Origin of the sequence: Streptomyces sp. CB02056, from assembly GCF_001905545.1 — a bacterium.
Taxonomy (GTDB): domain Bacteria; phylum Actinomycetota; class Actinomycetes; order Streptomycetales; family Streptomycetaceae; genus Kitasatospora.
On the sequence record NZ_LIPD01000010.1, the window covers coordinates 153,289 to 176,199 of the forward strand.

Below are 22,911 nucleotides of genomic sequence, written 5' to 3' on the forward strand. Positions count from 1 at the left end.
TCAGTTGTTGATCGGGTCGGCGGAACTGCGGTCGGTGACCGGGTTCATGGCGCGGGCCGCGAGGAAGGCGCCGAGCCCGGCGGCGGTGCGCAGGTCGCCCTGCGGGCCGAGGTCGAGCAGCCCGGCGAGCACGGCGGCCTGCCGGTCGTCGGCCACGCCGAGGGCGGCCGCCGGGTCGGCCTCGGCCGGCACCCGCAGGTCGACCAGGCGGACCACCACGTCCTCGCGGTGGAAGACGGTGGCCGCCGCGACCGGCCCGGTCGGGTCGGCGGTGGCGAGGTTGTCGTGCTCGGCCAGCAGCTCGGCCACCTCCTGCCCGCGGTCCGGGCGCACCGGGTAGAGCACGGCGTGCCGGTGCAGCCGGGCGGGGGCGGGGGAGCTGGCGATCGCCTGGTGCCGGGCGGGCAGCGCGGCCCTGGCGAAGAACGCCCGGGCGGCCTGCGGGTCGCCCAGTTGGCGGCTCTCCTCCAGGTGCGGGTTGAGCGCCTCCTCGACGGCCCGCACCTCGGGCTGCATCGCCACGTGGCGCAGCGCGTCGCCGAGGTTGCCGATCACCTCGACGGCGCGGACCACCCGGTTGCCGAGCATGAACAGCGAGGTGCGGCGCAGCCGGGTGTGCTCGTCCACCTCGGCCCGGGGGGAGGCGTAGCCGGAGAGGATGCGGGCCACCTCGGGCTCGCTGCCGGGCTTGACGGTGAAGGTCAGCGCGTGGCGCACCACCCCGTCCGGGCCGGGGTCGACCCTGGGCGGGCCGACGTGCCCGGCGGGAGTGGTGCGCGGCAGCCCGGGCGGCACCTCCATCGGGGCCCGGGTGCCGGTCGAGCCGGCCGCGGAGGTCTCGCGCAGCACGGCGTAGCGCAGCGAGCGGAAGTTGTCGCTGACGCAGCCGTGCATCGGCTTGACCATCTCCCGGTGGGCCGGGCTGTCCACCCACTCCAGGAAGGTCTCCTGGTCCTTCCACTCGCTGGTGATCAGCCACTGGCGCGGGTCGTTGATCGACTGGCACAGCTGGTCGCTGACGTGTCCGGGGACCGAGGCCACCTGGTGGCGCAGCTGCTCGTACACGTCGAGGAAGCGCTGCTGGGCGCCGTCCTGGATCTCCAGCATCAGCACGACCCGCAGCCGGGTGTCGGCCTCGTCGTGCTGCTTCGGCTGGGGTTCGGACAGAGTTGTCATGATCCACTTTCTGCTCTGGGCCGCACGCTGCGGGCCGTGTCGGCCGTGCCCGGCGGGTGCTCCCCGGCCTGGGAGGGCGGTGCGACGGCGGGTCGGCCGGGCGCGTCGGCGCCAGGCCTGAGGTCGATCGTGGGCGGCGCGGCGGGCGCGGCGCGAGATTTGCGGGCCATCCGGGCGAAGGGGCGCCACGGGCCCCCTCCGGCGGGGGATGGAAGAGCGGGGCCCCCGGTCGAGCGGGCCCGCCGAGGGCGGCGCCGAGCCCAGTCTCCGGGCCGCGGAATCCCCTGACAGGGTGGAGCAATTGATGAATCCGAAGGTTGACGACCGGGTGCCGGTCCTCATCGTGGGCGGCTCGCTGGTCGGGCTGTCGGCCTCGCTCTTCCTCGGGCGGCTCGGGGTCGGGCACCTGCTGGTCGAGAAGCACGCCGACACCTCGCACCACCCGCGGGGGCGCGGCAACAACGTCCGCACCATGGAGCTGTTCCGGGTGGCCGGGATCGAACCCGCGATCCGTGAGGCGGCCTCGATCCTGGCCCCCAACCACGGCATCCTCCAAGCGCCGTCGCTGACCGGCGCCGAGCAGGAGTGGCTGTTCCGGGAGATCGACCCGGGCGGCCGGCTGGCCCGGTTCAGCCCCAGCTCCTGGTGCCTGTGCAGCCAGAACGACCTGGAGCCGGTGCTGCGGCGGGCCGCCCGCGAACTCGGCGGCGACCTGCGGTTCAGCACCGAACTGGTCTCCTTCGAGCAGGACGCGGAGGGCGTCACCTCGGTGCTGCGCAGCCGGGAGAGCGGCGAGCGGCGGGTGGTGCGCTCGGAGTTCCTGATCGCCGCGGACGGCCCGCGCAGCCCGGTCCGCGAGCGGCTGGGCATCGGCCAGTCCGGCAAGGGCGAGCTGTTCCACAACGTCAGCATCACCTTCCGGGCCAAGCGCCTGGCCGAGGTGGTCGGCGACCGGCACTTCATCGCCTGCTACCTGACCAACCCGGAGGCGGACGGCGCGCTGCTGCCGGTGGACAACCAGGAGGAGTGGGTCTTCCACGCGCCCTGGCACCCCGAGCACGGCGAGCCGCTGGAGGCCTTCACCGACGAGCGCTGCGAACGGCACATCCGCACCGCCGTCGGCCTGCCGGAACTGGACGTCGAGGTCACCGGCCGGGCGCCCTGGCACGCCGCCGAGCGGGTGGCCGAGCGGTACGGCGCCGGGCGGGTCCTGCTCGCCGGGGACTCCGCCCACGAGATGTCCCCGACCGGGGCGTTCGGTTCCAACACCGGCATCCAGGACGCCCACAACCTGGCGTGGAAGATCTCCGCCGTGCTCTGCGGCTGGGCCGGGCCGGGGCTGCTGGAGACGTACGGGCAGGAGCGCCGCCCGGTCGCCCGGGTGACCGGCGAGCGGGCCTCGGCGCGGTCCGCCGAGCACAGCCACCCGGGCTACGCGGTGGTGCCCGGCGCGGGCCGGCAGGCCGGGGTGCTGGCGGTGGCGCTCGGCTACCGGTACCCGGTGGGCGCGGTGGTCGGTGCGGACCGGGACGGCCCGGTGGTCCCCGAGCAGTTCGAGTCGGCGGGCGAGCCGGGCAGCCGGGCCCCGCACCAGTGGCTGCTGCGGGCGGGGGTGAGGCTCTCCACGCTGGACCTGTACGAGCAGACGATGGTGCTGCTCACCGGCCCCGAGGGCGGTGCCTGGCAGGCGGGCGCCCGGCGCGCGGCCGACCGGCTGGCCGTCCCGCTGGACGGCTTCCGGATCGGCGACGGGGCCGAGGACGACCTGGCGCCGGAGCCCGGCGCGGACTTCGCCGCCCTGCACGGCATCGGCCCGCTGGGCGCGGTGCTGGTCCGCCCGGACGGCTTCGTCGCCTGGCGCTCGCCCGGCCCGCCGCGGGACGCGGAGGCCGAGTTCGCCGCGGCGCTGCGGACGGTGCTGAGCCTCTGACGGACGCGGACGGGCCCGCCGGTCGCACGGCCGGCGGGCCCGTCCTGTCGTTCGTCGTCGGTCAGTGGCCGCCCTCGTCGACCACCTCGACGTCGGCGACCTCCTGCTCGATCTCCTCGGCCGGCAGCGCCACCCGGATCGCCCAGTAGTAGATGGCCACCGAGAACACCGACACCAGGGCCATGTCGGTCCACAGCGGGATCCGGCCGATGCCGTCGCCGAAGCCGCCGAGCCAGGAGATCAGGCCGAGGCCGATCAGGTAGGGCGGCAGCCACTGGGCGGCCTTCCAGCTCAGTCGCGGCGCGTTCGGCAGGCCCTTCCTGATCGCGTACGCGGCGTAGCTCCCGAGCAGGACGTAGCCAAGCACGATCGCGATGCCCAGGCGGGAGAGGGTGTGCCAGCCGGACCAGTAGATGATCAGGCTGGAGACCACGAACGCGGCCGGGGAGATCACGCCGCCCGCCGGCAGCCGGTAGGGGCGCTCGCGGTCGGGCAGCCGGCGGCGCATCGCGCCGAAGGCCAGCGGGGCGCCGGCGTACATCAGCACGCTGGCGGAGGTGATGAAGCCGACCAGCTCCTGCCAGCTCGGGAAGGGCAGGAAGCAGATCACGCCGGTGACGAAGGCGATGACCAGGCCGAACCACGGCACGCCGTTCTTGTCCAGCTCCTCGAAGCGCTGCGGGGCGTAGCCGTTGCGGCTCAGGCCGTAGGAGATGCGCGAGGTCGAGGTGGTGTAGATCAGCCCGCTGCCGCCGGGGGAGATCACGGCGTCGGCGTACAGCACCCAGGCCAGCCAGCCGAGGCCGACGGTGGTGGCGAGGCCCGCGAAGGGGCCGTCGATGCCGGGGAAGTCGAGCTTGTCCCAGCCGTTGGCGAAGGAGCTGACCGGCAGCGCGCCGATGAAGACGACCTGGAGCAGGGTGTAGACCACGGCGCCGATGGCGACCGAGCCGAGGACGGCGCGGGGGATGTCGCGCTTGGGGTTGCGGCTCTCGCCGGCCAGCTGGATGGCCTGCTCGAAGCCGAGCAGGGCGAAGATGATGCCGCTGGTGCTGATCGCCGCGAGCACGCCCTGGGCGCCGAACGGGGCGAAGCCGTGCGAGGTGAAGTTGGAGCCGTGGAAGTTGGTCACGGCGAGCACGAAGATCGTGAACAGCGGGACGAAGATCTTCAGCCAGGTGGCGACGTTGTTGGTGCGGGCCAGGACGCGCACGCCCAGGAAGTTCACCGCGACGAACACCGCCATGAGGACGGTGGCGACGGCGAAGCCGCTGGCGGTGAGGGTGTTGTTGTCGTTGAGCAGGCCGCCCGCCCAGGGCCAGTGCCGGGCGTAGCCGATCATCGCCTCGACCTCGATCGGCGCGACGGTGGCCGCCTGGAGCCAGGAGAACCAGCCGAAGGACATCCCGGCGAGGCCGCCGAAGGCGTAGTGCGGGTACCGCGCGGTACCGCCCGAGACCGGGAACATGCTGCCGAGCTCGGCGTGCACGAGCGCGAGCAGCACGATCGCCACCGTGCCGATGCCCCAGGAGACGACGGCGGCCGGGCCGGCCGCCACGACGCCCTCCTTGGCGCCGAACAGCCAGCCGGAGCCGATGATCGAGCCGACCGAGGCCCACATGAGGCCGACGAGGCCGACGTGGCGGCGCAGTGACCGCTGGGCGGTGCCGGTTTCGGAACCGGTGCCCTGGCCGGGCGGCGAGATCTGGTTGAGGGAAGCCATGAACGATCTCTCTGTGTGTGGGGACTCCGGGGTGGGCGGAGCGATGAGAGTTGCCACACACTAGGACTTTTCAGCCCCCTCTGCACAGATTTCATTACTGAATGTTTACATTCTTTTCTGGACGTCCTTGCAGGTAGGGGGCGTTATGGCGCCCGGCATATTACGTATCCGATCGATCCGACCGAAATTCGGGCCGCGCAGTGCGGGGTCGCATGATAGGGGAAATTCCCGAGGATGGGAATAGTGGGCTCCGTATAGCGGAGCGGCGCTAGTCCACCAGATCGGACGGGTCGGTGTTGGCGCCGCAGAGCAGCACGGCGACGCGCTCGCCCTCGGCCCGGTCGACGGCGGCGAGCGCCGTGGCGGCCGCGTACTCGACGGCGATCCGGCGGTCCTCCCAGAGCTGCCGGCGGGCGCGCACGATGGCCTCGTCGTCGACCAGCACCGACCGGACGCCCTCGTGCGCGGCGGCGTCCACGGCGAGGGCGGTGGCCCGGCGGGCCCCGAGCGAGTCCTGGGCGACGGAGTCCACCGGGACGTCCACCGGGCGGCCCGCGGCCAGGGCGGCGTTCAGCGCGCGGCTGCCCGTCGGCTCCACGGCGAGCACCCGGATGCCGTGCTCGCGGGCCGCCACCGCCACCCCGGCGAACAGCCCGCCGCCGCCGACCGACACCACCACCGTGTCCAGCCCGGGCACCCCGGCGCGGATCTCCGACAGGACCGTCCCGGCGCCGGCGGCGATCAGCGGGTGGTCGTACGCGTGCGAGGACAGCGCCCCGCTGCCGGCCGCGAACTCCTCGCAGGCGGCCAGCGCCTCCGCGTACTCCCGGCCCGCCAGCCGTACCTCGGCGCCGTACGAGCGCAGCCGCGCCAGCTTCACCGGGGAGGCCGTCTCGGGCAGGAACACCGTTGCCCGGACGCCGAGTTCGCGGGCCGCCCAGGCGCAGGCAAGCCCGGCGTTGCCGCCCGAGGCGATGGTCACCCCGGCGTCCGGGAGGGTGCCCGCCTCGGCGTGCGCCAGCAGGAAGTTCTGCGCGCCGCGCGCCTTGAAGCTGCCGGTGTGCTGGAGGAACTCCAGCGCCAGCCAGGTCCGTCCGCCGTCGTCCCCCGGTGCCACCGCCACCGGGCGCACCCGCCCGGCGATCCGCTTCCCGGCGGCCTCGACCTCGTCGTACGTCAGCTGGTCCATCGTGTTCCGCTCCTTCGTCGAGGGGACGTGCCACCGGGAGTCCCGGCCAGGACGACCGTACGTCCCGTCCGTGGGCGAAGGAAAGATCACGAACGCCGGGGCCGGACCGCGCGTAGGCTGGCCCCGTGCGATTCGTGATCCTCCCCCCGCCGGCCCGCTAGCGGGCGGCCCACTCCACCTCCTCCGGCTCGACGGGACTGCCCGCAGCCGGGGCGATGACTGCCGCCCGCGTACCCAGCGGACCTGAACCGGCAACTCATCGTGGAGTACCGACGCATGACCTCGTACACCGCCGTGCCCTTCCGGCGCGGCCTCCTGTCCATCTCCGCCGCCGCCGTCGCCTGGGGCGTCGGCGGCGCCGTCTCCGCACTGCTGATGAGCACCAGCGGACTCGGCCCGGCGGGCGTCTCCTGCTGGCGCTTCGGCGTCGCCGCGCTCTGCCTGGCCCTGCTGCCGGGCCGCCGGCCGCGCGCCGGGCGGGGCGCCGCCGGGTGGCGCGCCGCCGCGCTGACCGGGCTCGGTCTGGCGGTCAGCCAGTGCGCCTACTTCGGCTCGGTGCGGTACGCGGGCCTCGGGCTGGGCACCCTGATCACCATCGGCGCCGGCCCGGTGTTCACCAGCCTCGGCGCCCACCTGCTGCTCGGCGAACGCCTGACCCGTCGAACGGCGGCCGCGGTCGCCCTGGCCCTGGCCGGCCTCGCCCTGCTGGTGGCCGCCCCGGCGGCGGGCCCGCGCCCGGCCCTCGGCGTCGCGCTGGCCGTCCTCGCGGGCGCCGGCCAGAGCGGCCTCACCCTCTGGGCCCGGGGCGGCGGCTCGGCCCGGGCCGGCACCGGCGCCTTCACCACCGGGCTGCTCTGCCTGCTTCCGCTCGTCGCCGTCCAGGGCGTCCAGGGCGTCCTGCCGGTCGACGGGGACCCGCTGGTGACCGCGGTGGCGCTGCTCTTCCTCGGCACCGTGCCCACCCTGTTCGCCTACCGCTGGTACTTCACCGGCCTGACCACCGTGCCCAGCACGACGGCCGCGGTGCTGGTCCTGCTGGAGCCCGCGACCGCGGCGGTGATCGGCGTGCTCTGCCTCGGCGAGCCGCTGACGGCGGGCCTGCTGGCGGGCTCGGCGCTGCTGCTCGCGGCCATCGCGGCGCTGGCGCGGGAGTAGCGGCTCCGGCGCGGGAGCGGCGGAGGGCGGGGGCCACCCGGGCGGGCGTCCTGTGGTCGCCGGGGGTCCGGTGGCGTGCTGTCGTGGTCCGCATGAACAGCTCACTGCCGGCCCGGGTGGCCGCCGCGACCGCCTCCGCCCTCCTGCTCCTCCCGCTCACCGCGGCCGGGACCGTGGCCGCCGCCGGTCCGGCGGCGGCGACCGGGCGCCGGGACGTCACCGCCGACCAGTGCCGGGGCGCGGGCGGGCACGTCGAGGGCAGCGGCTACTGCGTCGACGCGGATGGCGAGGACGCCTGGGGCGAGCCCATCGACGGCCAGGCGGTCAACCCGAACCCGCGGCCCGGGGAGGAGTGAGCGCCGTACGGGCCCCGCGCCCCGCTCCCGGGCAGGGGAGCGGGGCGCGAAGCCCGTACGGGGTCGGTCAGGGCACCGGGCGCAGGGTGACCGGGGCCGGGGTGAGGGCGCGCAGGACGAGGTCGACGCGCACCTTGGCGGCGCCCGCGCGGTACAGGGCGGTGGAGATCGTCCGTAACTCCTCGGGGCCGGTGCAGGCGAGGCGCAGTTCGAGGTCGGCCTCGCCGGCCAGGGCCAGGCCGCTCTGGACGGCGGGGAACTCCGCCGCGAGGCGGTCGAAGTCGAGCGGGACGGGGCCGTGGCTGATCCGGGCGATCGCGTGCAGCGCCCGGGCCGGGCGGGCCCGCCCCGCCGGGTCCGGCTCGTCCGGGACGAGCCGGAGCGGGGCGGTCACCGGTGCTGGAACTGGACGGTCGGGGCCGGGGCGGAGGGCGCCGCGACGGGGGCGCGGCCGGGCGGGGCGGTCCTGGACGGGGCGGTGGCGGAGGGAGTGGCGGCGGAGGGGGCCGCGACCGAGGGGGCGACCAGCCGCGGGTCCAGTACCAGGGTGTCGATCCCGAGCGGGGCGGTGAGGTCGCGGAGGGCGGGCTCGCCGAGCTCGGTGCGGGCCTGGCCGGGCCCGAGGAGGGCGGCGAGGGCCTCGGGGCTGGAGAATCCGACCGCACAGCGGCGGCCGTCGCGCAGGCGGAACAGGCGGAGTGCGGTGGTGCTTCCGGTGCCGGAGACGGTGACCGGAACGTGCCAGACGGCGCGGGCCATGCGAATGCTCCCGAGTGGGGTGGTGGTGCCTGCCGGAACTACTGCCTCGACGCTAGGTCGACCCGGCCCGGGAGGCTCCGGTCCTGACGCACCGTTGACCGAATGCGGTCGTGCGTTGACGCACTCCTGACGTTCGGCTCACCCGAGTGGACCAAACCACTGGTCGGGCGCTCCGCTTGCCGAGCGCCCCGACCCGGACGACCGTGGAACCCGTCCCCCGTTCTGTCCTCCACGCCGCCCGTCGGAACGCCCCTCCGGGAGGGCCGGGGCGCCCGCCGACCGGGCCGGTGCGCGCCCGGAAACGGGGGGAGGTGGAGTCGGAGGCCCGTGACGAGATATCTTGACGTCAAGACGTTGGAGACGTGAAGCGGAGTACCGATGACTGACTCGACCATCATCTATACGCACACCGACGAGGCTCCGGCCCTGGCGACCTACTCGTTCCTGCCCGTGGTGCAGGCGTACGCCTCGACCGCGGGTGTGCGCGTGGAGACCCGCGACATCTCCCTGGCCGGGCGGATCATCGCGAGCTTCCCGGAGCGTCTGACCGAGGCGCAGCGGATCGGCGACGCGCTGGCCGAGCTGGGTGAGCTGGCCAAGACCCCGGACGCCAACATCATCAAGCTGCCGAACATCTCGGCCTCGGTGCCGCAGCTCAAGGCCGCCGTCGCCGAGCTCCAGGCCCAGGGCTACGCCCTGCCGGACTACCCGGACGACCCGCAGACCGACGAGGACAAGGACGTCCGCGCCCGCTACGACAAGGTCAAGGGCAGCGCCGTCAACCCGGTCCTGCGCGAGGGCAACTCGGACCGCCGCGCCCCGCAGTCGGTCAAGAACTACGCCAAGACCCACCCGCACCGCATGGGTGCCTGGACGGCCGACTCCAAGACCAACGTCGCCACCATGGGTGAGAACGACTTCCGGTCGACCGAGAAGTCCGCCGTGATCGCCGGTGACGGTGCGCTGCGCATCGAGCTGCTCGGCGAGGACGGCACCACCACCGTGCTGCGCGAGAAGGTGCCGGTGCTGGCGGGCGAGGTCGTCGACGCCTCGGTGCTGCACGTCGCCGCCCTGAACGAGTTCCTGGCCGCGCAGATCGCCCGGGCCAAGGCCGAGGGCGTGCTGTTCTCGGTGCACCTCAAGGCCACCATGATGAAGGTCTCCGACCCGATCATCTTCGGCCACGTGGTCCGCGCCTTCTTCCCGAAGACCTTCGCCAAGTACGGCGAGGTGCTCGTCGCCGCCGGCCTGAACCCGAACAACGGCCTCGGCGGCATCCTGGCCGGCCTCGACAACGTGCCGCACCTGGGCGCCGAGATCAAGGCCTTCTTCGAGGCCGAGCTGGCCGAGGGCCCGGCCCTGGCCATGGTCGACTCCGACAAGGGCATCACCAACCTGCACGTGCCGAGCGACGTCATCGTCGACGCCTCGATGCCGGCCATGATCCGCACCTCCGGCCACATGTGGGGCCCGGACGGCAAGGAGGCCGACACCCTCGCCGTGCTGCCGGACAGCAGCTACTCCGGCGTGTACCAGGCCGTCATCGACGACTGCCGCGCCCACGGCGCCCTGGACCCGGCGACCATCGGCTCGGTGCCGAACGTCGGCCTGATGGCCCAGAAGGCCGAGGAGTACGGCTCGCACGACAAGACCTTCGAGATCGCCGCCGCGGGCACCGTCCGCCTGGTCGACGCCGAGGGCAACGTGGTGCTGGAGCAGGCCGTCCAGCCGGGCGACATCTTCCGCGCCTGCCAGACCAAGGACCTGCCGATCCAGGACTGGGTCAAGCTGGCCGTCACCCGCGCCCGCGCCACCGGCGTCCCGGCGGTGTTCTGGCTGGACGAGAACCGCGCCCACGACGCGGTGCTGATCGAGAAGGTCAAGAAGTACCTGCCGGAGCACGACACCACCGGCCTGCAGATCGAGATCAAGTCCCCGGTCGACGCCACCACGTTCTCGCTGGAGCGCATCCGCCGCGGCGAGGACACCATCTCGGTGACCGGCAACGTGCTGCGTGACTACCTGACCGACCTGTTCCCGATCCTGGAGCTGGGCACCAGCGCCAAGATGCTGTCGGTCGTCCCGCTGATGGCGGGCGGCGGCCTGTTCGAGACCGGCGCCGGCGGCTCCGCCCCGAAGCACGTCCAGCAGCTGGTCAAGGAGAACTACCTGCGCTGGGACAGCCTGGGCGAGTTCTTCGCGCTGGCCGCCAGCTTCGAGCACCTGGCCACCACCACGGACAACGCCCGCGCCCAGGTGCTGGCCGACACCCTGGACCGCGCCACCGGCACCTTCCTCAACGAGGACAAGTCGCCGAGCCGCCGCCTCGGTGGCATCGACAACCGCGGCAGCCACTTCTACCTGGCCACCTACTGGGCCCAGGAGCTGGCCAAGCAGACCGACGACGCCGAGCTGGCCCAGGCCTTCGCCGGCCTGGCCGCGACGCTGACCGAGCAGGAGTCGGCCATCGTGGACGAGCTGATCGCCGTCCAGGGCTCGCCGGTCGACCTCGGCGGCTACTACCAGCCGGACCCGGCCAAGGCCGCCGCCGTGATGCGCCCGTCGAAGACCTTCAACGAGGCGCTCGCCAACCTCGGCTGAATCCAGGCGAGTTGAGGCACCGGAGGCCCCCGGGTCGGTCCGTACGGACCAGCCCGGGGGCCTCCTCCGTGCTCAGGCGCCGGCCGGCCGACGGCGGCCGAGCAGGCCGGTCTCGTGCAGCAGGAGCGCCTGGCCGCCCCACACCAGCACGGTGCCGACCAGACAGGCGAGCGCGACCAGGATGCCCATGCCGATCCTGACCGGCCGGTGCTCGGCCACCTCGCCGGTCGAACCGTCCGCCCACACCTGTTCCCGATGGCCGTCCGGGTGGTCGCCGTCGTGGGAGCGGCGGACCTGCTCCCAGTCCTGCCCGGCCGCCGTCCAGCGGTAGGTGCAGCTGTAGACGTCGATCGAGCCGATCGGGCCGCGGTCGCTCTCCAGCGTCTCCGAACCGGAGACGTGGCAGCCGCTCAGGGTGGCCGTCACCGCCTTGTCGGTGCGCATCCAGCTCTGGATGTCGTCCGTGGCGGACGCCGCCATCAGGACGCCGACCAGCGGCGGCACGAGCAGGAACAGGCCGATGCCCACGACCGCGCCGGGGGAGACCTCGTACCGCAGGAACGGTCCCGAGGCCGCCGCGCCCGCCAGCAGGGCGGCCCCGAACACCCACCCGTGCCAGGACAGCCACCCCGGGTCGTCGAACACCCACTGCCAGGCGGCCAGCCCGCCCACCACCGCCGCGACCAGGGCGGCCGCCAGGGCCACCAGGACGCAGGCCCGCTGCAACGTGCTCCACTTGGACACGCTCGTGCCCCCTCCGCACTCGGCTCCGCCTCCATCCTGGCGGAGGGGTGCGACACGATCCAGAGCCCGGCCCCGGGACCGCTGTGCCCCGGGACCGCTCTGCCCCGGGACCGCGCTGCCCAGGGACCGTCCTCAGGACAGTCCGAGCAGCGCCCCGGCCCCGGCCGCCACCACCAGGAGCAGGGCGGCCCCGTACGGGCGCCACAGGGCGAGGGCGGTGCCGACGGCCTCGCGCAGCAGGAGGTACGGGCCGTGCGCCAGCGGGCCGTCCGCGCCGAGCACGGCGGCGGGGGCGCCGGCCCGGCGGGCGGCGAGGGCGGAGCGGACGGTGTGGAAGCCGTTGGTGACCACCGTGCAGCGGTAGCCGGGGCGCTCGGCGGCCATCAGGGCGGCGCTGAAACGCAGGTTCTCGGCGGTGTTCACGGCCCGCTCCTCGCGCCGGATCCGCTCGGCCGGGACGCCCCGGGCGACCAGGTAGCGGGCCATCGCGGCGGCCTCGGTGCAGTCCTCGTGCGGGCCCTTCCCGCCGGTCACCACGACCAGCGGGGCGTACCCGGCGGCCTCCTCGGCGGCGAAACGTTCCAGCGCGGCGTCCAACCGGGCCGCCAGCGGGGGCCCGGGCTCGCAGCCCTCCAGCGCGGCGCCCAGGACCACCAGGTAGTCGGAGCCGGCCGGCACGGGCCGGCGGCGGTGGTACAGCGCCAGGCCGAGGAAGCCGAGCAGCCAGAGCGGGACGGACCCGCAGAGCAGGACGGCGACGAACAGCAGGACGTGCATATACGTTCGAACGCCTGCGGCGGAACGACCGTTCCGGGGCGCTCCCGGAACGGCGGAACCCCCGTTCCGGAGGCGGAACGGGGGTTCCCGGGAACGATCGTTCCGCGGTGAGTGGTGGGGTGGCCTCAGCCGGCCTCGGCCGCCGGGGTGGCGCCCGCCACCGGGGCGACCGGGGCGGCCGGAGCCGAGCCGGGGCGCCGGTCGCGCTTGTGCAGCGAGGCCAGGTAGGCGTTGTACGCCTCCAGCTCGGCGTCGCCGGTGCGCTCCTCGGAGCGGTCGCGGCGGCGGGCCTGCCGCTGTTCGGAGCCCATCCACTGGTAGACCAGCGCGATCAGCACGATCGCGGTCGGGATCTCGCCGAACGCCCAGGTGATGCCGCCGGCCAGCTTCTGGTCCTCCAGGAGGTTCGTCCCCGGTGGTGCGCCCTCCACGGTGAAGGTGGTGACCAGCGGGTGGCCCGCCATCATCACCGCCACGCCGAAGAAGGCGTGGAACGGCATCCCCATGAACAGCTCGATGATCCGCATCACGTGGCCCGGGCGGTGCGGGCCCGGGTCCACGCCCATGATCGGCCAGAAGAAGGCCAGACCGGTGAGCAGGAAGTGCACCATCATGAAGATGTGCCCGAGGCGGTACTGCATCAGGAAGTCGAACAGCGGGGTGAAGTAGACCCCGTACAGGCTCGCGATGAACATCGGGATGGTGAACGCCGCGTGCGAGACGATCCGCATGTACCGGCTGTGCAGCAGCGCCACCAGCAGCTCGCGCGGCCCGCGCGGACGGCCCTTGCCGGCCGGGCGCAGGGCGCGCAGCGCCAGCGTGATCGGGGCGCCCAGCAGCAGCAGGATCGGCGTCAGCATGGAGAGCACCATGTGCTGGATCATGTGCGCGCTGAACAGCACCATGCCGTAGTCGTTCAGCCCGGTGCAGGTGACCAGCAGCATGGTGGCGACACCCGCCGCCCAGCCGACCGCCCGGCCGATCGGCCAGCGGTCGCCGCGCCGGTACAGCCGCACCACGCCCGCCGCGTACAGCCCCAGGAGGACCAGTCCGCCGAGCAGGAACACCCAGTCGGGGGACCAGGTCCAGACGTTGGACAAGCTGAACGGGCCTAGTTGGGTCATCCCGCCGTGGTGGTGCATTCCTGACATTCCGTCGCCCATCGGCGGGTCCTGCTTTCCGTCCTCGTGGTCCAAAATGCGGGTCCGGTTCGCCCGTTTTGCTTGACATACAGCCTAGGTGGGCCTTACCCCGGGCCATCCCCCCACCCCCTCCGTACGGGTGTCTCCCCACCGGAGCGCCTCCTGGCTAGACTGACCGGCCGGTCGGCGGAGAGGCTCGGGGCTCGGAGTCCGAGGGCTCGGGGATTCGGCAGGGAGGCTCGGAGATGGCGACGGAACACGGTCCCGCGGCGCCCACCACGGTCGCGCTGACCGGGGCGACCGGCTTCATCGGCTCCGGCGTGCTCGCGGCCCTCGCCGCGCGCGGCGTCCGGGTACGCGCCCTGGCCCGCACACCGCCCCAGGACGCCGTACCGGGCCCCGCCTGGGTCCCGGGCGACCTGGCCGACCCGGCGGCGCTCACGGAGCTCTGTACGGGCGCCGGGGCACTGGTGCACCTCGCCTCCCGGGTCGACGGCGGAGCCGAGGAGTGCGAGGCGGTCAACGACCGGGGCACCGCCGCCCTGATGGCGGCCGCCACCCGCGCCGGGGTGCGGCGGATCGTCCACCTCTCCACGGCCGCGGTCTACGGCGAGGGCCCGCACCAGGGCATCGAGGTGGACGAGGTGCCGCCTGCCCCGGTGTCCGAGGCCAGCCGCACCCGGCTGCTCGGCGAGCGCCACGCGCTGGCGGCCGGCGGGTGCGTGCTGCGCCCCGGACTGGTGACCGGCACCGGGGACCGCTGGGTGGTGCCCGCGCTGGCCGAGCTGGTCCGCCGGGTGCCGGTCCGCTGGGAGGGCGGCCGCACCCGGCTCTCGATGGTCGACCGCGCCGACCTGGCCCGGCTGATCACCGCGCTCGCCCTGGACGGGCAGGCCGCCCCGCCGGGCGTCCACCACGCCTCGCACCCCGACCCGGTCCGCGGCGGCGACCTGCTCACGGCCCTGGCCGCCCTCGGCCTGCTGCCCGCCCCGGACGGCCCGGACACCCCCTGGGAGGAGTGCCGCCGACTGCTGGCCGCCGCGCCCGGCCGGGTCTCCGAGCGGCAGTTCGGCCTGATCGCCCGCGACCACTGGTACCGCAGCGACCGGATCTGGCACCTCGCCGCCTGCCCGCCCGGCCCCGGCCCCCTGGCCCGCCTCCCCGAGGCCGCCCCCTGGTACCGCCAGGCGCTCGGCCGGCCCTGAGGGGTCGCCGGGAGGCGGGCGTCGCGGCCGGGGTCCTCCCGGTCCCGGTTCAGGAGGCCGCGTCGGCGAGCAGCGCGGTGGTCAGCTCGTGGAGGCGCCGCGCCGCCTCGGGGTCGAAGGCGGGGCCGGTGATCTCCAGTGGCTCGCCCGTCATGGAGGCGGAGAGGATCTCGGCGGGCGGCGCGTCGAGCGCCGCCAGGACCGGCACGATCCCCTCCTCCACCGGCCTGGCGTTCCGCCGCGCGGCTTCGATCTGCTCGGCCATGACCGGGTCGTACTCGCCCGAGAAGCTGGTGCGGACGCTGCCCGGGTTCAGCAGCACGTACCGCACCGGACCGGCCGGCCGCCGCTGGGCGAACCCGACGCCGAGCAGGTCGTTGAGGCGGCTGCCCTGCATCAGGGCGTCGATGCCGCTGTAGTCGCGCTCACGGCCCAGGTCGTCCCAGCGGATCTCGCCGAAGTCGACGCCCGGGCCGCAGACGTTGACCACGACGGGCGCCGGTGCGGCGGCCAGCAGGTCGGCCAGTTCGTGGCTGAGGACGAAGCGGCTGAGGTAGTACAGCGCGAAGGTGTGTTCGAAGCCCTCGGTCGTGACCAGGCGCGACGAGCGGAAGTGCTGGGCGCACAGGACCAGTCCGTCGATCCCGGCGAACCGGTCCCGGATCTCACCGATGGCCCTGCGGGTCTCGCTGACCAGGCTGAGGTCGGCGGCGATGAAGTGTGCGCGGTTCCCGGCGCCGATCCGCTCGGCCTCCGCGAGCACCTCGGCGCCCTTCTCGGCGTTGCGGCCGAGGACGACGACCTCGTCGCCGCGCCCCAGGTACGTCAGGGCAACGGCCTTGCCGATGCCGTCCGTACCACCCGAGACAACAATCGTTTTCACGCTGGGACCTCCACGGAACGGTGAACACGGGAGAACTCGCGGCGGGGAACGCCGGTGCGGCGGGAGCCGACCTGTGGGAAGGCGTGCGGATACGCGCGCCGCCAAGTCATCGATTGATGACTCGGTCGAAGCTAATCGCGCCGGGATACCATGTCAACAGCTGATGACTTGATGCCGCAGCACCTGTCGACACACCGGGAGAATGCCGTGACCGCACCGTCGAGCGGCCGGCCGCCGCGCCACAAGCGCGACCGGGAGGCCACCAGAGCCGCCCTGCTGGCGGCCGCCCGGGTCCACTTCGGCCGCGAGGGCTACGCCGGGGCGAACGTCCGCGGCATCGCCCAGGACGTGGGCGTGGACGCCTCGTTGGTGTTCCGGTACTTCGGTTCGAAGCGGAAGCTGTTCGAGGAGGCGTCGGCCGAGGACGCGCAGGAGGCCGGGGCCGTGCTGGCCGGCCCGCCCGGCCAACTCCCCTACAGGCTGCTGGAGATGATCCTCCGCGAGGAACGGCCGGAGTCGGTGGGCGACCACCCGTTCATCGCCATGCTGCGGTCGGCCGGCGACGAGACGATCCGCGGTCAGCTGCACGACCAGGTGTGCGACACCTACATCGCGGGCCTGCGCGCCCTGGTCGACGGGCCGGACGCGGATCTGCGGGCGGAGCTGTTCAGCGCCTGGCTGCTGGGCATCAGCGTGGTGCGGACCGTGGTGCGCAGCGAGGTGCTCGCCGCCGCGACCCTGCCCGAGGTGGCACCGTACTTCGACCAGGTGGCCGCCGCCCTGCTGGGCGGGGGCGGCTCCGCCGATGACCGACGAGGCGGGCCCGATCGTTGAGGGGCCGCCGGTGCCGGGGTGTTCCCGTTGCGGCGGCCGGCGGCCCCCATCGGGCGTGGGACCGTCAGGCCGTGGCCTGCCCGGCGCCGGGGCGCTGGTTCTTCGCGTCGACGACGGCCCGGGTGACGATGGTCGTGCGCTCCACGACGGTGCCGGGCTTGATGCCGTACTCCTCCCGGACCTGCACGCCACGGCTGCCGAGGTACTGGTGGCTCTCCCGATCGAAGATCCACTCCGATCGCTCGCCGGTCTGGGGGTCGAGCCGCGCCAACGCGATCCCGTCGCGGCCGGAGACGTCCTGCGCGTGCTCGACCACCACCACGCCCGGGATCTTGCCGGCGGCCTCGTAGAGCGCGGCGGCGAGGGCGGAGGGGACGAGCTGCTCGCGGATGATGGAGCCGATCTCGTTGAACGCCTGCTGGTCGTGGTCCCGGTCGCCGCTCACCGTCGAGTAGACGGACTTCAGCAGCGCGTCGGGGTCGGCGGGCTGGGCCGCGAGCCACTGGTAGGTCAGCTGCTCGCGGGGCTCCTTGGTGTCCAGCGTGATGCCGCCCTTCGACTGGTAGCCCGGCTCGTCCAGCCAGCCCTTGGTGCCGTCGGGGGACTTCCACACCTCGCGGTCGTGGAGCGGCTGGACCCAGGTGGCGGACTCCCCGGTGTCCGCGTTGTGACGGGTGGCCATGAAGGAGACCTGGCTCTTGACGTAGACGAACTGGCCCGGTCCGGGCTGGGGCGTGGTGCGCGCCGTCGCGGCGGCGGCGATCGCGTGGACCGTCGAGGCGAGCTGGACGGTGCTCCCCTCCTCGATCTGCACGACGGGTGCCCTGACCAGCCGTGGGGAGCCGAGGGTGTCGGCCGGGGTGTTCAGGGAGACGACCACGGCGAGGGCCGCGGCCGCGGCGACCGGCGCCGCGAAGAGGACGGTGCGGCGCAGCGGGCGCCGTACCGGGGCGGCCGCGGGGGCGGCCTGGTCGGGCCGGTGGATCTCGCTCATCAAGTGCTCCTCGAGCAGGTCCTGGCGGTCGGCCGCCAGGCGGGGATCGGCCGGCGCCGGCAGTAGACGGGCCAGTTCCGCGTGGTCGAGCGGTTCGGTGTGCCGCCGCGAGTTGCGGATCATCGGTGCGTCTCCTTGTGCGGCCGGGCCGCGGTGCTGCGGCTGCCCTGTACTTGTCCGGGGATCGGGAGCGGTTCCGTGTTCTGCTGCGCGGCGCGCAGTTCCTCGGCCGCGAGTCTGCGCAGTCGGGTGCGGGCGCGGGAGAGGCGCGAGCGTACGGTGCCGACGGGTATGCCGAGGGTGGCCGCCGCCTCCGCGTAGCCGAGCCCGGACCAGACGCAGAGCGCGAAGACCTCGCGTTCCGAGCGCCGCAGGCGCCCCAAGGCCTTGTGGGCGGCGGCGAGTTGCTCGGAGTCGGCGATGCGGCCGACGAGTTCGTCGGCGAAGTCGGGGACCGGGTCGGTCGCGGGCATGCGGGCCAGGGCCGCGCTGTGGCGGCGGGCGGCGCGCGTCGTGTTGCGCAGCACGTTGACGGCGATGCCCATGAGCCAGGGGCGTGGACTGTCGCCCTCGTCGCGGAGTTTCCCGCGCAGGCGCCAGGCCTCGAGGAAGGTCAGCGAGACCACGTCCTCGGCGAGTGCCCAGTTCCCGGTCACGCGCACGGCGTGGCGGTACACCAGGGAGGCGTGGTCCCGGAAGAGGTCGCGGAACGCTTCGGGGTTCCCGGCCCGGAGCCGGGAGTGTGGATGGTTCACGTCATGCCTTGTCCGGGCGGGAGGGCCGGTTCCCGTGATCCGGGTCACCATCCGCGGCGTCAGTTCCTGGGGACCAGGGTGTTCTCGTTGCGGCGGCCGGCGGCGTGGTCGTCGATGTTGCGGGCGGTGGCGTCGATGATCTGGCCGACGGCGGTGCGGGTGAAGTAGGCCTGGTGGCTGGTGACGAGGACCTGGGGGAAGGTGACGAGGCGGGCGAGGGTGTCGTCGGTGATGCCCTCGATGGAGCGGTCGGTGAAGAAGACGCCGGTCTCCTCCTCGTAGACGTCGAGGCCGACGCCGGAGAGGCGGCCGGCGCGCAGGGTCTCGACCAGGGCGGCACTGTCGACGAGGCCGCCGCGGCTGGAGTTGATGAGGATGGCGTCGTCCTTCATGCGGGCGAGGGCGGCGCCGTCGATGAGGTGGTGGGTGGCCGGGAGGAGGGGGACGTGGAGGCTCACCAGGTCGGCGCGGGAGAGGAGTTCGGGCAGTTCGGTGTAGTGCATGCCGAGGTCGAGGCAGGCCGGGTTCCGCGCGATGTCCCAGCCGAGGAGTTCGGTGCCGAAGCCGGCGGCGATGCGGGCGAAGCACTCGCCGATCTTGCCGGTGCCGATGACGCCGACGGTCATGCCGTGGATGTCGCGGCCGAGGAGCCCGTCGAGGCGGAAGTCGAACTCGCGGGAGCGGCTCGCGGCGCGGGTGAGGCGGCGGTTGACGGCCAGCGCGAGGGTCCAGGCGTGTTCGGCCACGGAGTACGGGCTGTAATGCGAGACCCGGGCGACGGTGAGGCCGAGCTCGGCGGCCGCGTCGAGGTCGATGTTGTTGAAGCCGGTGGAGCGCTGGGCGATCAGCTCGGTGCCGCCGGCGGCGAGGACGGCGAGGGTCTCGGCGTCCAGGACGGCGTTGACGCTGCTGCTGACGGCCGGGTAGCCGGCGGCCAGCGGGGCGGTGTCGCGGTTGAGGAACACGTCGAGGCAGCGCAGCCCGTGGCGGCCGGCGAAGGCCTGCTCCAGCAGCGGCCGCTCGTCGGCCTGCACTCCGTAGGCGAGGATCTCCATGCCGGACACGCTAGCGGCGGGGGCCGCCGGACGCCCGCCGGGTGCGGCAAGCGCCCCCGGGACGTACGGAGGCCTGGGACGTACGGAGGCCCCCGGGCCGCGCGGGGCGGGCCGGGGGCCTCCGGGGAGGGCGGGGGCGGTCAGAGGACCGTCTCGGCCTCCAGGTAGCGGTCCTGCGGCACGGTCTTCAGCTCGGCGACCGCCTCGGCCAGCGGCACCAGGTTGATGTTGGTGCCCTGCAGCGCGGTGATGTGCCCGAAGGCGCCCTTGTGGACGGCCTCGACGGCGTGCCAGCCGAAGCGGGTGGCGAGCACCCGGTCGTAGGCGGTCGGGGTGCCGCCGCGCTGGGTGTGGCCGAGGATCACCGGGCGGGCCTCCTTGCCGAGGCGGTGCTCCAGTTCGCGGGAGAGCTGGGTGGCGATGCCGGTGAACCGCTCGTGGCCGTAGATGTCCTTGGTGCCCTCCTCCCAGTGCATGGTGCCGGGCTCGGGCTTGGCGCCCTCGGCGCAGACCACGATGGCGAACTTCTTCTGGCGGTCGAAGCGCTCGCGGACGACCTCGGTGAGCTTGTCGATGTGGAACGGGCGCTCCGGGACGACGATGGCGTGCGCGCCGGCGGCCATGCCCGCGTTCAGCGCGATCCAGCCGGTGTGCCGGCCCATGACCTCGACGACCATGACGCGCTGGTGGGACTCGGCGGTGGTCTTCAGCCGGTCCAGCGCCTCGGTGGCGACCGAGACGGCGGTGTCGAAGCCGAAGGTCACGTCGGTGGCGGCGATGTCGTTGTCGATCGTCTTGGGCACGCCGACGATCGGCAGGCCCGCGTCGCTCATCAGCTTGGCGGCCTTCAGGGTGCCCTCGCCGCCGATCGGGATGACCGCGTCCAGGCCGAGGTCGGCGCAGTACTTCTTGGCCCGTTCGACGCCGTCCCGCAGGTGGCTCGGCTGGACCCGGGAGGAACCGAGGATGGTGCCGCCCTGGGCCAGGATGCCGCTCACCGAGTCCAGGGTCAGGGGGCGGTGGTGGCCCTCAAGGAAACCGCGCCACCCGTCCTCGAACCCGATGATCTCGTCGCCGTGGTCGACCACCCCCCGGTGGACCACGGAGCGGATCACCGCGTTCAGGCCGGGGCAGTCACCGCCGCTGGTCAGCACTCCGATACGCATTAGCTTTGCAACTCCCGAGCAGAACCGAGGAACGGCCGGACTACAGGCTGGGACGACGAGCCGTCACCGTAACGGGGCGCTCCCTCGCCGTGGTGGCGGGGAGGTGGCCGCGGGGTGAAGGACCGGCCGATCCGGACAGAACGCCCGAAAACGGCCGCGAAGTCGAGCATACGGCCCCTGGTCCGGCCGGGCAGGAGCCGACGCGGGAGCGGCGCCGTCGGCGCCCCCGCGCGGAATTGCAGCCTGCTGCCGAGGAGGGTGTGCAGTAGGCAGCCCCATTGTGGTACGTCCGGGGCCGCCCGCGGACCGGGTGACCGCATGGCGGGCACCCGGCCGGGGCGTACGGATGTACTACTGGGGACGCGTCGCGGCCGCGATGCGCTCGGCGCGCAGCGCGTCGTACCAGGTGGTGTCGGCCGGCGGCAGCGCGGCGACGTCCAGCGCCAGCTTGAGCAGCATGTCGGCCACGGCGGGGTTGCGGGCCAGCACCGGGCCGTGCAGGTAGGTGCCGAACACGGTGTCCCGCCAGGCGCCCTCGGTGCCGTCACCGGTGCCGTTGCCCCGGCCGACGCTGACGGTGGCGAAGGGCTGCACGCCCTGGCCGAGATGGGTGACGCCCTGGTGGTTCTCGAAGCCGGTCAGCTGCGGCAGGCCGAGCCGGGGGTCGACGTCGGCGAGCACGTCGCCGACGCAGCGGGCGCCCTCGCCGCGGGTGGTCCAGACGTCGAGCAGGCCCAGGCCCGGCTCGCGCTCGCCGAGGTCGTTGATGAACTCGTGGCCCATGATCTGGAAGCCGGCGCAGACACCGAAGATGATCGCGCCGTTCTCGGCGGCCCGCACCAGGCCGCTGTCGGCGCGCAGCCGCTCGGCGGCCAGGCGCTGCGGGCGGTCCTCGCCGCCGCCGATCAGGTAGATGTCGCCGCTGGTGGGGATCGCCTGGTCGGAGCGGACGTCGATCCGGGTCACGTTGAGGTGGCGCTGGCGGGCCCGGCGCTCCACGACCAGGGCGTTGCCCCGGTCGCCGTAGGTGCTGAGCAGGTCCGGGTAGACCCAGACCACGCGCAGGCTGCTCTCACTCATCCTCGAAGGCCTTCCGTCACGTAAAGACTGGTGTGCGGGCGCGGCATCAGCCGGCCACGACCTTCCGCAGCTGCTGGAAGGCGGTGTAGTTGGCGATGGCCTCGATCCGGCCGGGCGGGGCCATCCGGACGGCCTGCTCCAGCGTGTCGACCACGTGGAACTGGAGTCCGGCGACCTCCAGGCGGACGGCCAGGTCCAGCTTGCGCTGGCCCATCACGAAGACCGGGTGCCCGGCGAGGCGCTCGTAGTCGACGTCCCACAGCCAGGAGGTGTCGGTGCCGTCGGCGTCGAGGGCGTTGACGGAGAGGATCACCGGGGCGGGCGGGCCGTCGATCAGCGAGAAGGTCTCCAGCCAGCCGGCCGGGTTCTTGGCCAGCAGCAGGCGGATGTCCCGGCCCTGGTACTGGACCACGTCGTAGCGGCCGGCCACGGCGGCCACCGAGCGCATCCGCTCCAGGGCGACCTGCGGGGCGACGCCGAACACGGCGGCGACGGCGGCCGAGCTGGTGGCGTTGGCCAGGTTGGCCCGGCCCGGCAGCTGGAGCTGGATCGGCCAGGCGCCGCGCTGCGGGTCGATCACGTGGGTGCCCTGGAGCGCCCAGTGCGGGTTGGGCCGGCGGAAGCCGCAGTCCTGGCAGAACCAGTCGTCGCCGGGGCGCTGCATCACACCGCCGCAGGCGGGGCAGGACCAGGCGTCCTCCTTCCAGGCCTGTCCGGCGGCCACCCAGACCACCTTCTTGCAGGAGGAGGCGGCCCAGGTCACCAGCGGGTCGTCGGCGTTGGCGATGACCACGGCCTCGGTGTTCTGGAGGCCCTCGCGCCACTTCTCGGCCATCATCCGGGTCTCGGCGGCGCGGTCGAGCTGGTCGCGGGAGAGGTTGAGCAGGGCGATCGCCTTGGGGCGGGTGTCGCGGGCGACCATCGCCAGGTACTTCTCGTCGACCTCGATCACGCCGAAGCGGGCGTCGTTGCCGCCGGCCAGGGCGGAGGTGATGCCGGCGGGCATGTTGGCGCCCAGGGCGTTGGAGACCACCGGACCGGCGGCGCGCAGCGCCTCGGCGATCAGGCGGGTGGTGGTGGTCTTGCCGTTGGTCGCGCTGACCAGGACGACGTCGAGGTTCTCGGCGAGGGTGGCGAGCAGGTCGGGGTCGAGCTTGAGGGCGACCTTGCCGCCGATCACCGAGCCGCTCCCGCGCCCGGCCTTGCGCGACACGGCGGCGGCGACCCGGCCGGCGGTGACCGCGATCTTGGCGCGGGCCGGCAGCGAGGCGTCGCGTGCGCCTGTGGGCTCCGATTCGGTGCCTGCCATGCTCAGTGGTTCCTCCTTGCTGCGGCACCACCCGTGGCCGAATAACGGGCCGTCGGGCGGCGGGGACGGGGGTCAGCC

General features: G+C 73.7%; 21 protein-coding genes. 6 read left to right on the top strand and 15 right to left on the bottom strand.

Annotation, left to right across the window (positions count from 1 at the left end):
• On the bottom strand, nucleotides 1-1,176 hold the full coding sequence (locus AMK13_RS27650; RefSeq protein WP_074004533.1) for a SchA/CurD-like domain-containing protein: 1,176 nt from the start codon (nucleotides 1,174-1,176) through the stop codon (nucleotides 1-3).
• 208 nt (nucleotides 1,177-1,384) lie between these two features.
• Here AMK13_RS27650 and AMK13_RS27655 point away from each other — a divergent pair, with 208 nt between their 5' ends.
• Nucleotides 1,385-3,106 (top strand): FAD-dependent oxidoreductase, encoded by a 1,722-nt coding sequence (locus AMK13_RS27655; protein ID WP_380717571.1) that lies wholly within the window; start codon nucleotides 1,385-1,387, stop codon nucleotides 3,104-3,106.
• A 61-nt stretch (nucleotides 3,107-3,167) separates the two neighbouring features.
• On the opposite strand, the gene AMK13_RS27660 is transcribed toward AMK13_RS27655, so the two are convergent.
• Both AMK13_RS27660 and AMK13_RS27665 read right to left on the bottom strand, forming a co-directional pair.
• Nucleotides 3,168-4,829, bottom strand: coding sequence for an APC family permease (locus AMK13_RS27660; RefSeq protein ID WP_049658055.1), 1,662 nt, complete (start codon nucleotides 4,827-4,829; stop codon nucleotides 3,168-3,170).
• Nucleotides 4,830-5,097: 268 nt separating this feature from the next.
• Nucleotides 5,098-6,018: a serine/threonine dehydratase gene (locus tag AMK13_RS27665; protein WP_049658053.1), complete on the bottom strand. Its 921-nt coding sequence runs from the start codon at nucleotides 6,016-6,018 to the stop codon at nucleotides 5,098-5,100.
• 276 nt (nucleotides 6,019-6,294) lie between these two features.
• Between AMK13_RS27665 and AMK13_RS27670 the strand changes: the two genes are divergently transcribed.
• Both AMK13_RS27670 and AMK13_RS27675 read left to right on the top strand, forming a co-directional pair.
• Entirely contained in the window at nucleotides 6,295-7,173 is an 879-nt protein-coding gene (locus tag AMK13_RS27670) for a DMT family transporter (RefSeq protein ID WP_074004535.1), read from the top strand.
• 92 nt (nucleotides 7,174-7,265) lie between these two features.
• The gene (locus AMK13_RS27675) at nucleotides 7,266-7,529 is read left to right on the top strand and encodes a hypothetical protein (RefSeq protein ID WP_143204646.1); all 264 of its coding nucleotides are present in this window, start codon (nucleotides 7,266-7,268) and stop codon (nucleotides 7,527-7,529) included.
• A gap of 67 nt (nucleotides 7,530-7,596) precedes the next feature.
• Here AMK13_RS27675 and AMK13_RS27680 read toward each other — a convergent pair whose 3' ends face one another.
• Together AMK13_RS27680 and AMK13_RS43700 are read right to left on the bottom strand one after the other, a co-directional pair.
• Entirely contained in the window at nucleotides 7,597-7,923 is a 327-nt protein-coding gene (locus tag AMK13_RS27680) for a hypothetical protein (RefSeq protein WP_049657428.1), read from the bottom strand.
• On the bottom strand, nucleotides 7,920-8,288 hold the full coding sequence (locus AMK13_RS43700; protein ID WP_074004537.1) for an SAV_915 family protein: 369 nt from the start codon (nucleotides 8,286-8,288) through the stop codon (nucleotides 7,920-7,922). The genes AMK13_RS27680 and AMK13_RS43700 overlap by 4 nt, the downstream gene beginning before the upstream one ends.
• A 378-nt stretch (nucleotides 8,289-8,666) precedes the next feature.
• Between AMK13_RS43700 and AMK13_RS27690 the strand changes: the two genes are divergently transcribed.
• Complete coding sequence (locus AMK13_RS27690; protein ID WP_074004538.1) at nucleotides 8,667-10,889, top strand: NADP-dependent isocitrate dehydrogenase; 2,223 nt, start codon at nucleotides 8,667-8,669, stop codon at nucleotides 10,887-10,889.
• Between the two features lie 72 nt (nucleotides 10,890-10,961).
• Here AMK13_RS27690 and AMK13_RS27695 read toward each other — a convergent pair whose 3' ends face one another.
• The 3 genes from AMK13_RS27695 to AMK13_RS27705 form a co-directional block, all read right to left on the bottom strand.
• Nucleotides 10,962-11,633 (bottom strand): hypothetical protein, encoded by a 672-nt coding sequence (locus AMK13_RS27695; protein WP_074004539.1) that lies wholly within the window; start codon nucleotides 11,631-11,633, stop codon nucleotides 10,962-10,964.
• Nucleotides 11,634-11,765: 132 nt separating this feature from the next.
• Nucleotides 11,766-12,410, bottom strand: coding sequence for a YdcF family protein (locus AMK13_RS27700; protein WP_074004540.1), 645 nt, complete (start codon nucleotides 12,408-12,410; stop codon nucleotides 11,766-11,768).
• Between the two features lie 125 nt (nucleotides 12,411-12,535).
• Nucleotides 12,536-13,552, bottom strand: coding sequence for a cytochrome c oxidase assembly protein (locus tag AMK13_RS27705; protein WP_079272526.1), 1,017 nt, complete (start codon nucleotides 13,550-13,552; stop codon nucleotides 12,536-12,538).
• A 245-nt stretch (nucleotides 13,553-13,797) separates the two neighbouring features.
• On the opposite strand from AMK13_RS27705, the gene AMK13_RS27710 reads away from it, so the two are divergent.
• Nucleotides 13,798-14,757, top strand: a complete 960-nt coding sequence (locus tag AMK13_RS27710; protein ID WP_074004541.1) for an NAD-dependent epimerase/dehydratase family protein — start codon at nucleotides 13,798-13,800, stop codon at nucleotides 14,755-14,757.
• Between the two features lie 49 nt (nucleotides 14,758-14,806).
• On the opposite strand, the gene AMK13_RS27715 is transcribed toward AMK13_RS27710, so the two are convergent.
• Nucleotides 14,807-15,640: an SDR family NAD(P)-dependent oxidoreductase gene (locus tag AMK13_RS27715; protein WP_074004542.1), complete on the bottom strand. Its 834-nt coding sequence runs from the start codon at nucleotides 15,638-15,640 to the stop codon at nucleotides 14,807-14,809.
• 207 nt (nucleotides 15,641-15,847) lie between these two features.
• Here AMK13_RS27715 and AMK13_RS27720 point away from each other — a divergent pair, with 207 nt between their 5' ends.
• On the top strand, nucleotides 15,848-16,474 hold the full coding sequence (locus AMK13_RS27720) for a TetR/AcrR family transcriptional regulator (protein ID WP_049656217.1): 627 nt from the start codon (nucleotides 15,848-15,850) through the stop codon (nucleotides 16,472-16,474).
• A 64-nt stretch (nucleotides 16,475-16,538) separates the two neighbouring features.
• On the opposite strand, the gene AMK13_RS27725 is transcribed toward AMK13_RS27720, so the two are convergent.
• From AMK13_RS27725 to AMK13_RS27750, 6 genes are all read right to left on the bottom strand, one after another.
• On the bottom strand, nucleotides 16,539-17,591 hold the full coding sequence (locus tag AMK13_RS27725) for a CU044_5270 family protein (RefSeq protein ID WP_074004543.1): 1,053 nt from the start codon (nucleotides 17,589-17,591) through the stop codon (nucleotides 16,539-16,541).
• Nucleotides 17,588-18,223 carry an RNA polymerase sigma factor gene (locus AMK13_RS27730; RefSeq protein ID WP_074004544.1) on the bottom strand — a complete coding sequence of 212 codons (636 nt, stop codon included), beginning with the start codon at nucleotides 18,221-18,223 and terminating at the stop codon, nucleotides 17,588-17,590. The genes AMK13_RS27725 and AMK13_RS27730 overlap by 4 nt, the downstream gene beginning before the upstream one ends.
• 59 nt (nucleotides 18,224-18,282) lie before the next feature.
• Entirely contained in the window at nucleotides 18,283-19,278 is a 996-nt protein-coding gene (locus AMK13_RS27735; protein ID WP_049656211.1) for a 2-hydroxyacid dehydrogenase, read from the bottom strand.
• Between the two features lie 140 nt (nucleotides 19,279-19,418).
• Nucleotides 19,419-20,444: a 6-phosphofructokinase gene (locus AMK13_RS27740; protein WP_074004545.1), complete on the bottom strand. Its 1,026-nt coding sequence runs from the start codon at nucleotides 20,442-20,444 to the stop codon at nucleotides 19,419-19,421.
• 351 nt (nucleotides 20,445-20,795) lie between these two features.
• Nucleotides 20,796-21,524 (bottom strand): type 1 glutamine amidotransferase, encoded by a 729-nt coding sequence (locus tag AMK13_RS27745; protein WP_074004546.1) that lies wholly within the window; start codon nucleotides 21,522-21,524, stop codon nucleotides 20,796-20,798.
• Nucleotides 21,525-21,570: 46 nt separating this feature from the next.
• A complete protein-coding gene (locus AMK13_RS27750; protein WP_049656207.1) occupies nucleotides 21,571-22,833 on the bottom strand; it encodes a MurT ligase domain-containing protein in 1,263 nt (420 codons plus the stop codon).
• Nucleotides 22,834-22,911: the final 78 nt, after the last annotated feature.

Coding starts and splice junctions, on each gene's coding strand:
- AMK13_RS27650 (WP_074004533.1), bottom strand. CDS start 1,176: ATGACAACTCTGTCCGAACCCCAGCCGAAGCAGCACGACGAGGCCGAC.
- AMK13_RS27655 (WP_380717571.1), top strand. CDS start 1,385: ATGGAAGAGCGGGGCCCCCGGTCGAGCGGGCCCGCCGAGGGCGGCGCC.
- AMK13_RS27660 (WP_049658055.1), bottom strand. CDS start 4,829: ATGGCTTCCCTCAACCAGATCTCGCCGCCCGGCCAGGGCACCGGTTCC.
- AMK13_RS27665 (WP_049658053.1), bottom strand. CDS start 6,018: ATGGACCAGCTGACGTACGACGAGGTCGAGGCCGCCGGGAAGCGGATC.
- AMK13_RS27670 (WP_074004535.1), top strand. CDS start 6,295: ATGACCTCGTACACCGCCGTGCCCTTCCGGCGCGGCCTCCTGTCCATC.
- AMK13_RS27675 (WP_143204646.1), top strand. CDS start 7,266: ATGAACAGCTCACTGCCGGCCCGGGTGGCCGCCGCGACCGCCTCCGCC.
- AMK13_RS43700 (WP_074004537.1), bottom strand. CDS start 8,288: ATGGCCCGCGCCGTCTGGCACGTTCCGGTCACCGTCTCCGGCACCGGA.
- AMK13_RS27690 (WP_074004538.1), top strand. CDS start 8,667: ATGACTGACTCGACCATCATCTATACGCACACCGACGAGGCTCCGGCC.
- AMK13_RS27700 (WP_074004540.1), bottom strand. CDS start 12,410: ATGCACGTCCTGCTGTTCGTCGCCGTCCTGCTCTGCGGGTCCGTCCCG.
- AMK13_RS27705 (WP_079272526.1), bottom strand. CDS start 13,552: ATGCACCACCACGGCGGGATGACCCAACTAGGCCCGTTCAGCTTGTCC.
- AMK13_RS27710 (WP_074004541.1), top strand. CDS start 13,798: ATGGCGACGGAACACGGTCCCGCGGCGCCCACCACGGTCGCGCTGACC.
- AMK13_RS27725 (WP_074004543.1), bottom strand. CDS start 17,591: ATGATCCGCAACTCGCGGCGGCACACCGAACCGCTCGACCACGCGGAA.
- AMK13_RS27735 (WP_049656211.1), bottom strand. CDS start 19,278: ATGGAGATCCTCGCCTACGGAGTGCAGGCCGACGAGCGGCCGCTGCTG.
- AMK13_RS27740 (WP_074004545.1), bottom strand. CDS start 20,444: ATGCGTATCGGAGTGCTGACCAGCGGCGGTGACTGCCCCGGCCTGAAC.
- AMK13_RS27745 (WP_074004546.1), bottom strand. CDS start 21,524: ATGAGTGAGAGCAGCCTGCGCGTGGTCTGGGTCTACCCGGACCTGCTC.
- AMK13_RS27750 (WP_049656207.1), bottom strand. CDS start 22,833: ATGGCAGGCACCGAATCGGAGCCCACAGGCGCACGCGACGCCTCGCTG.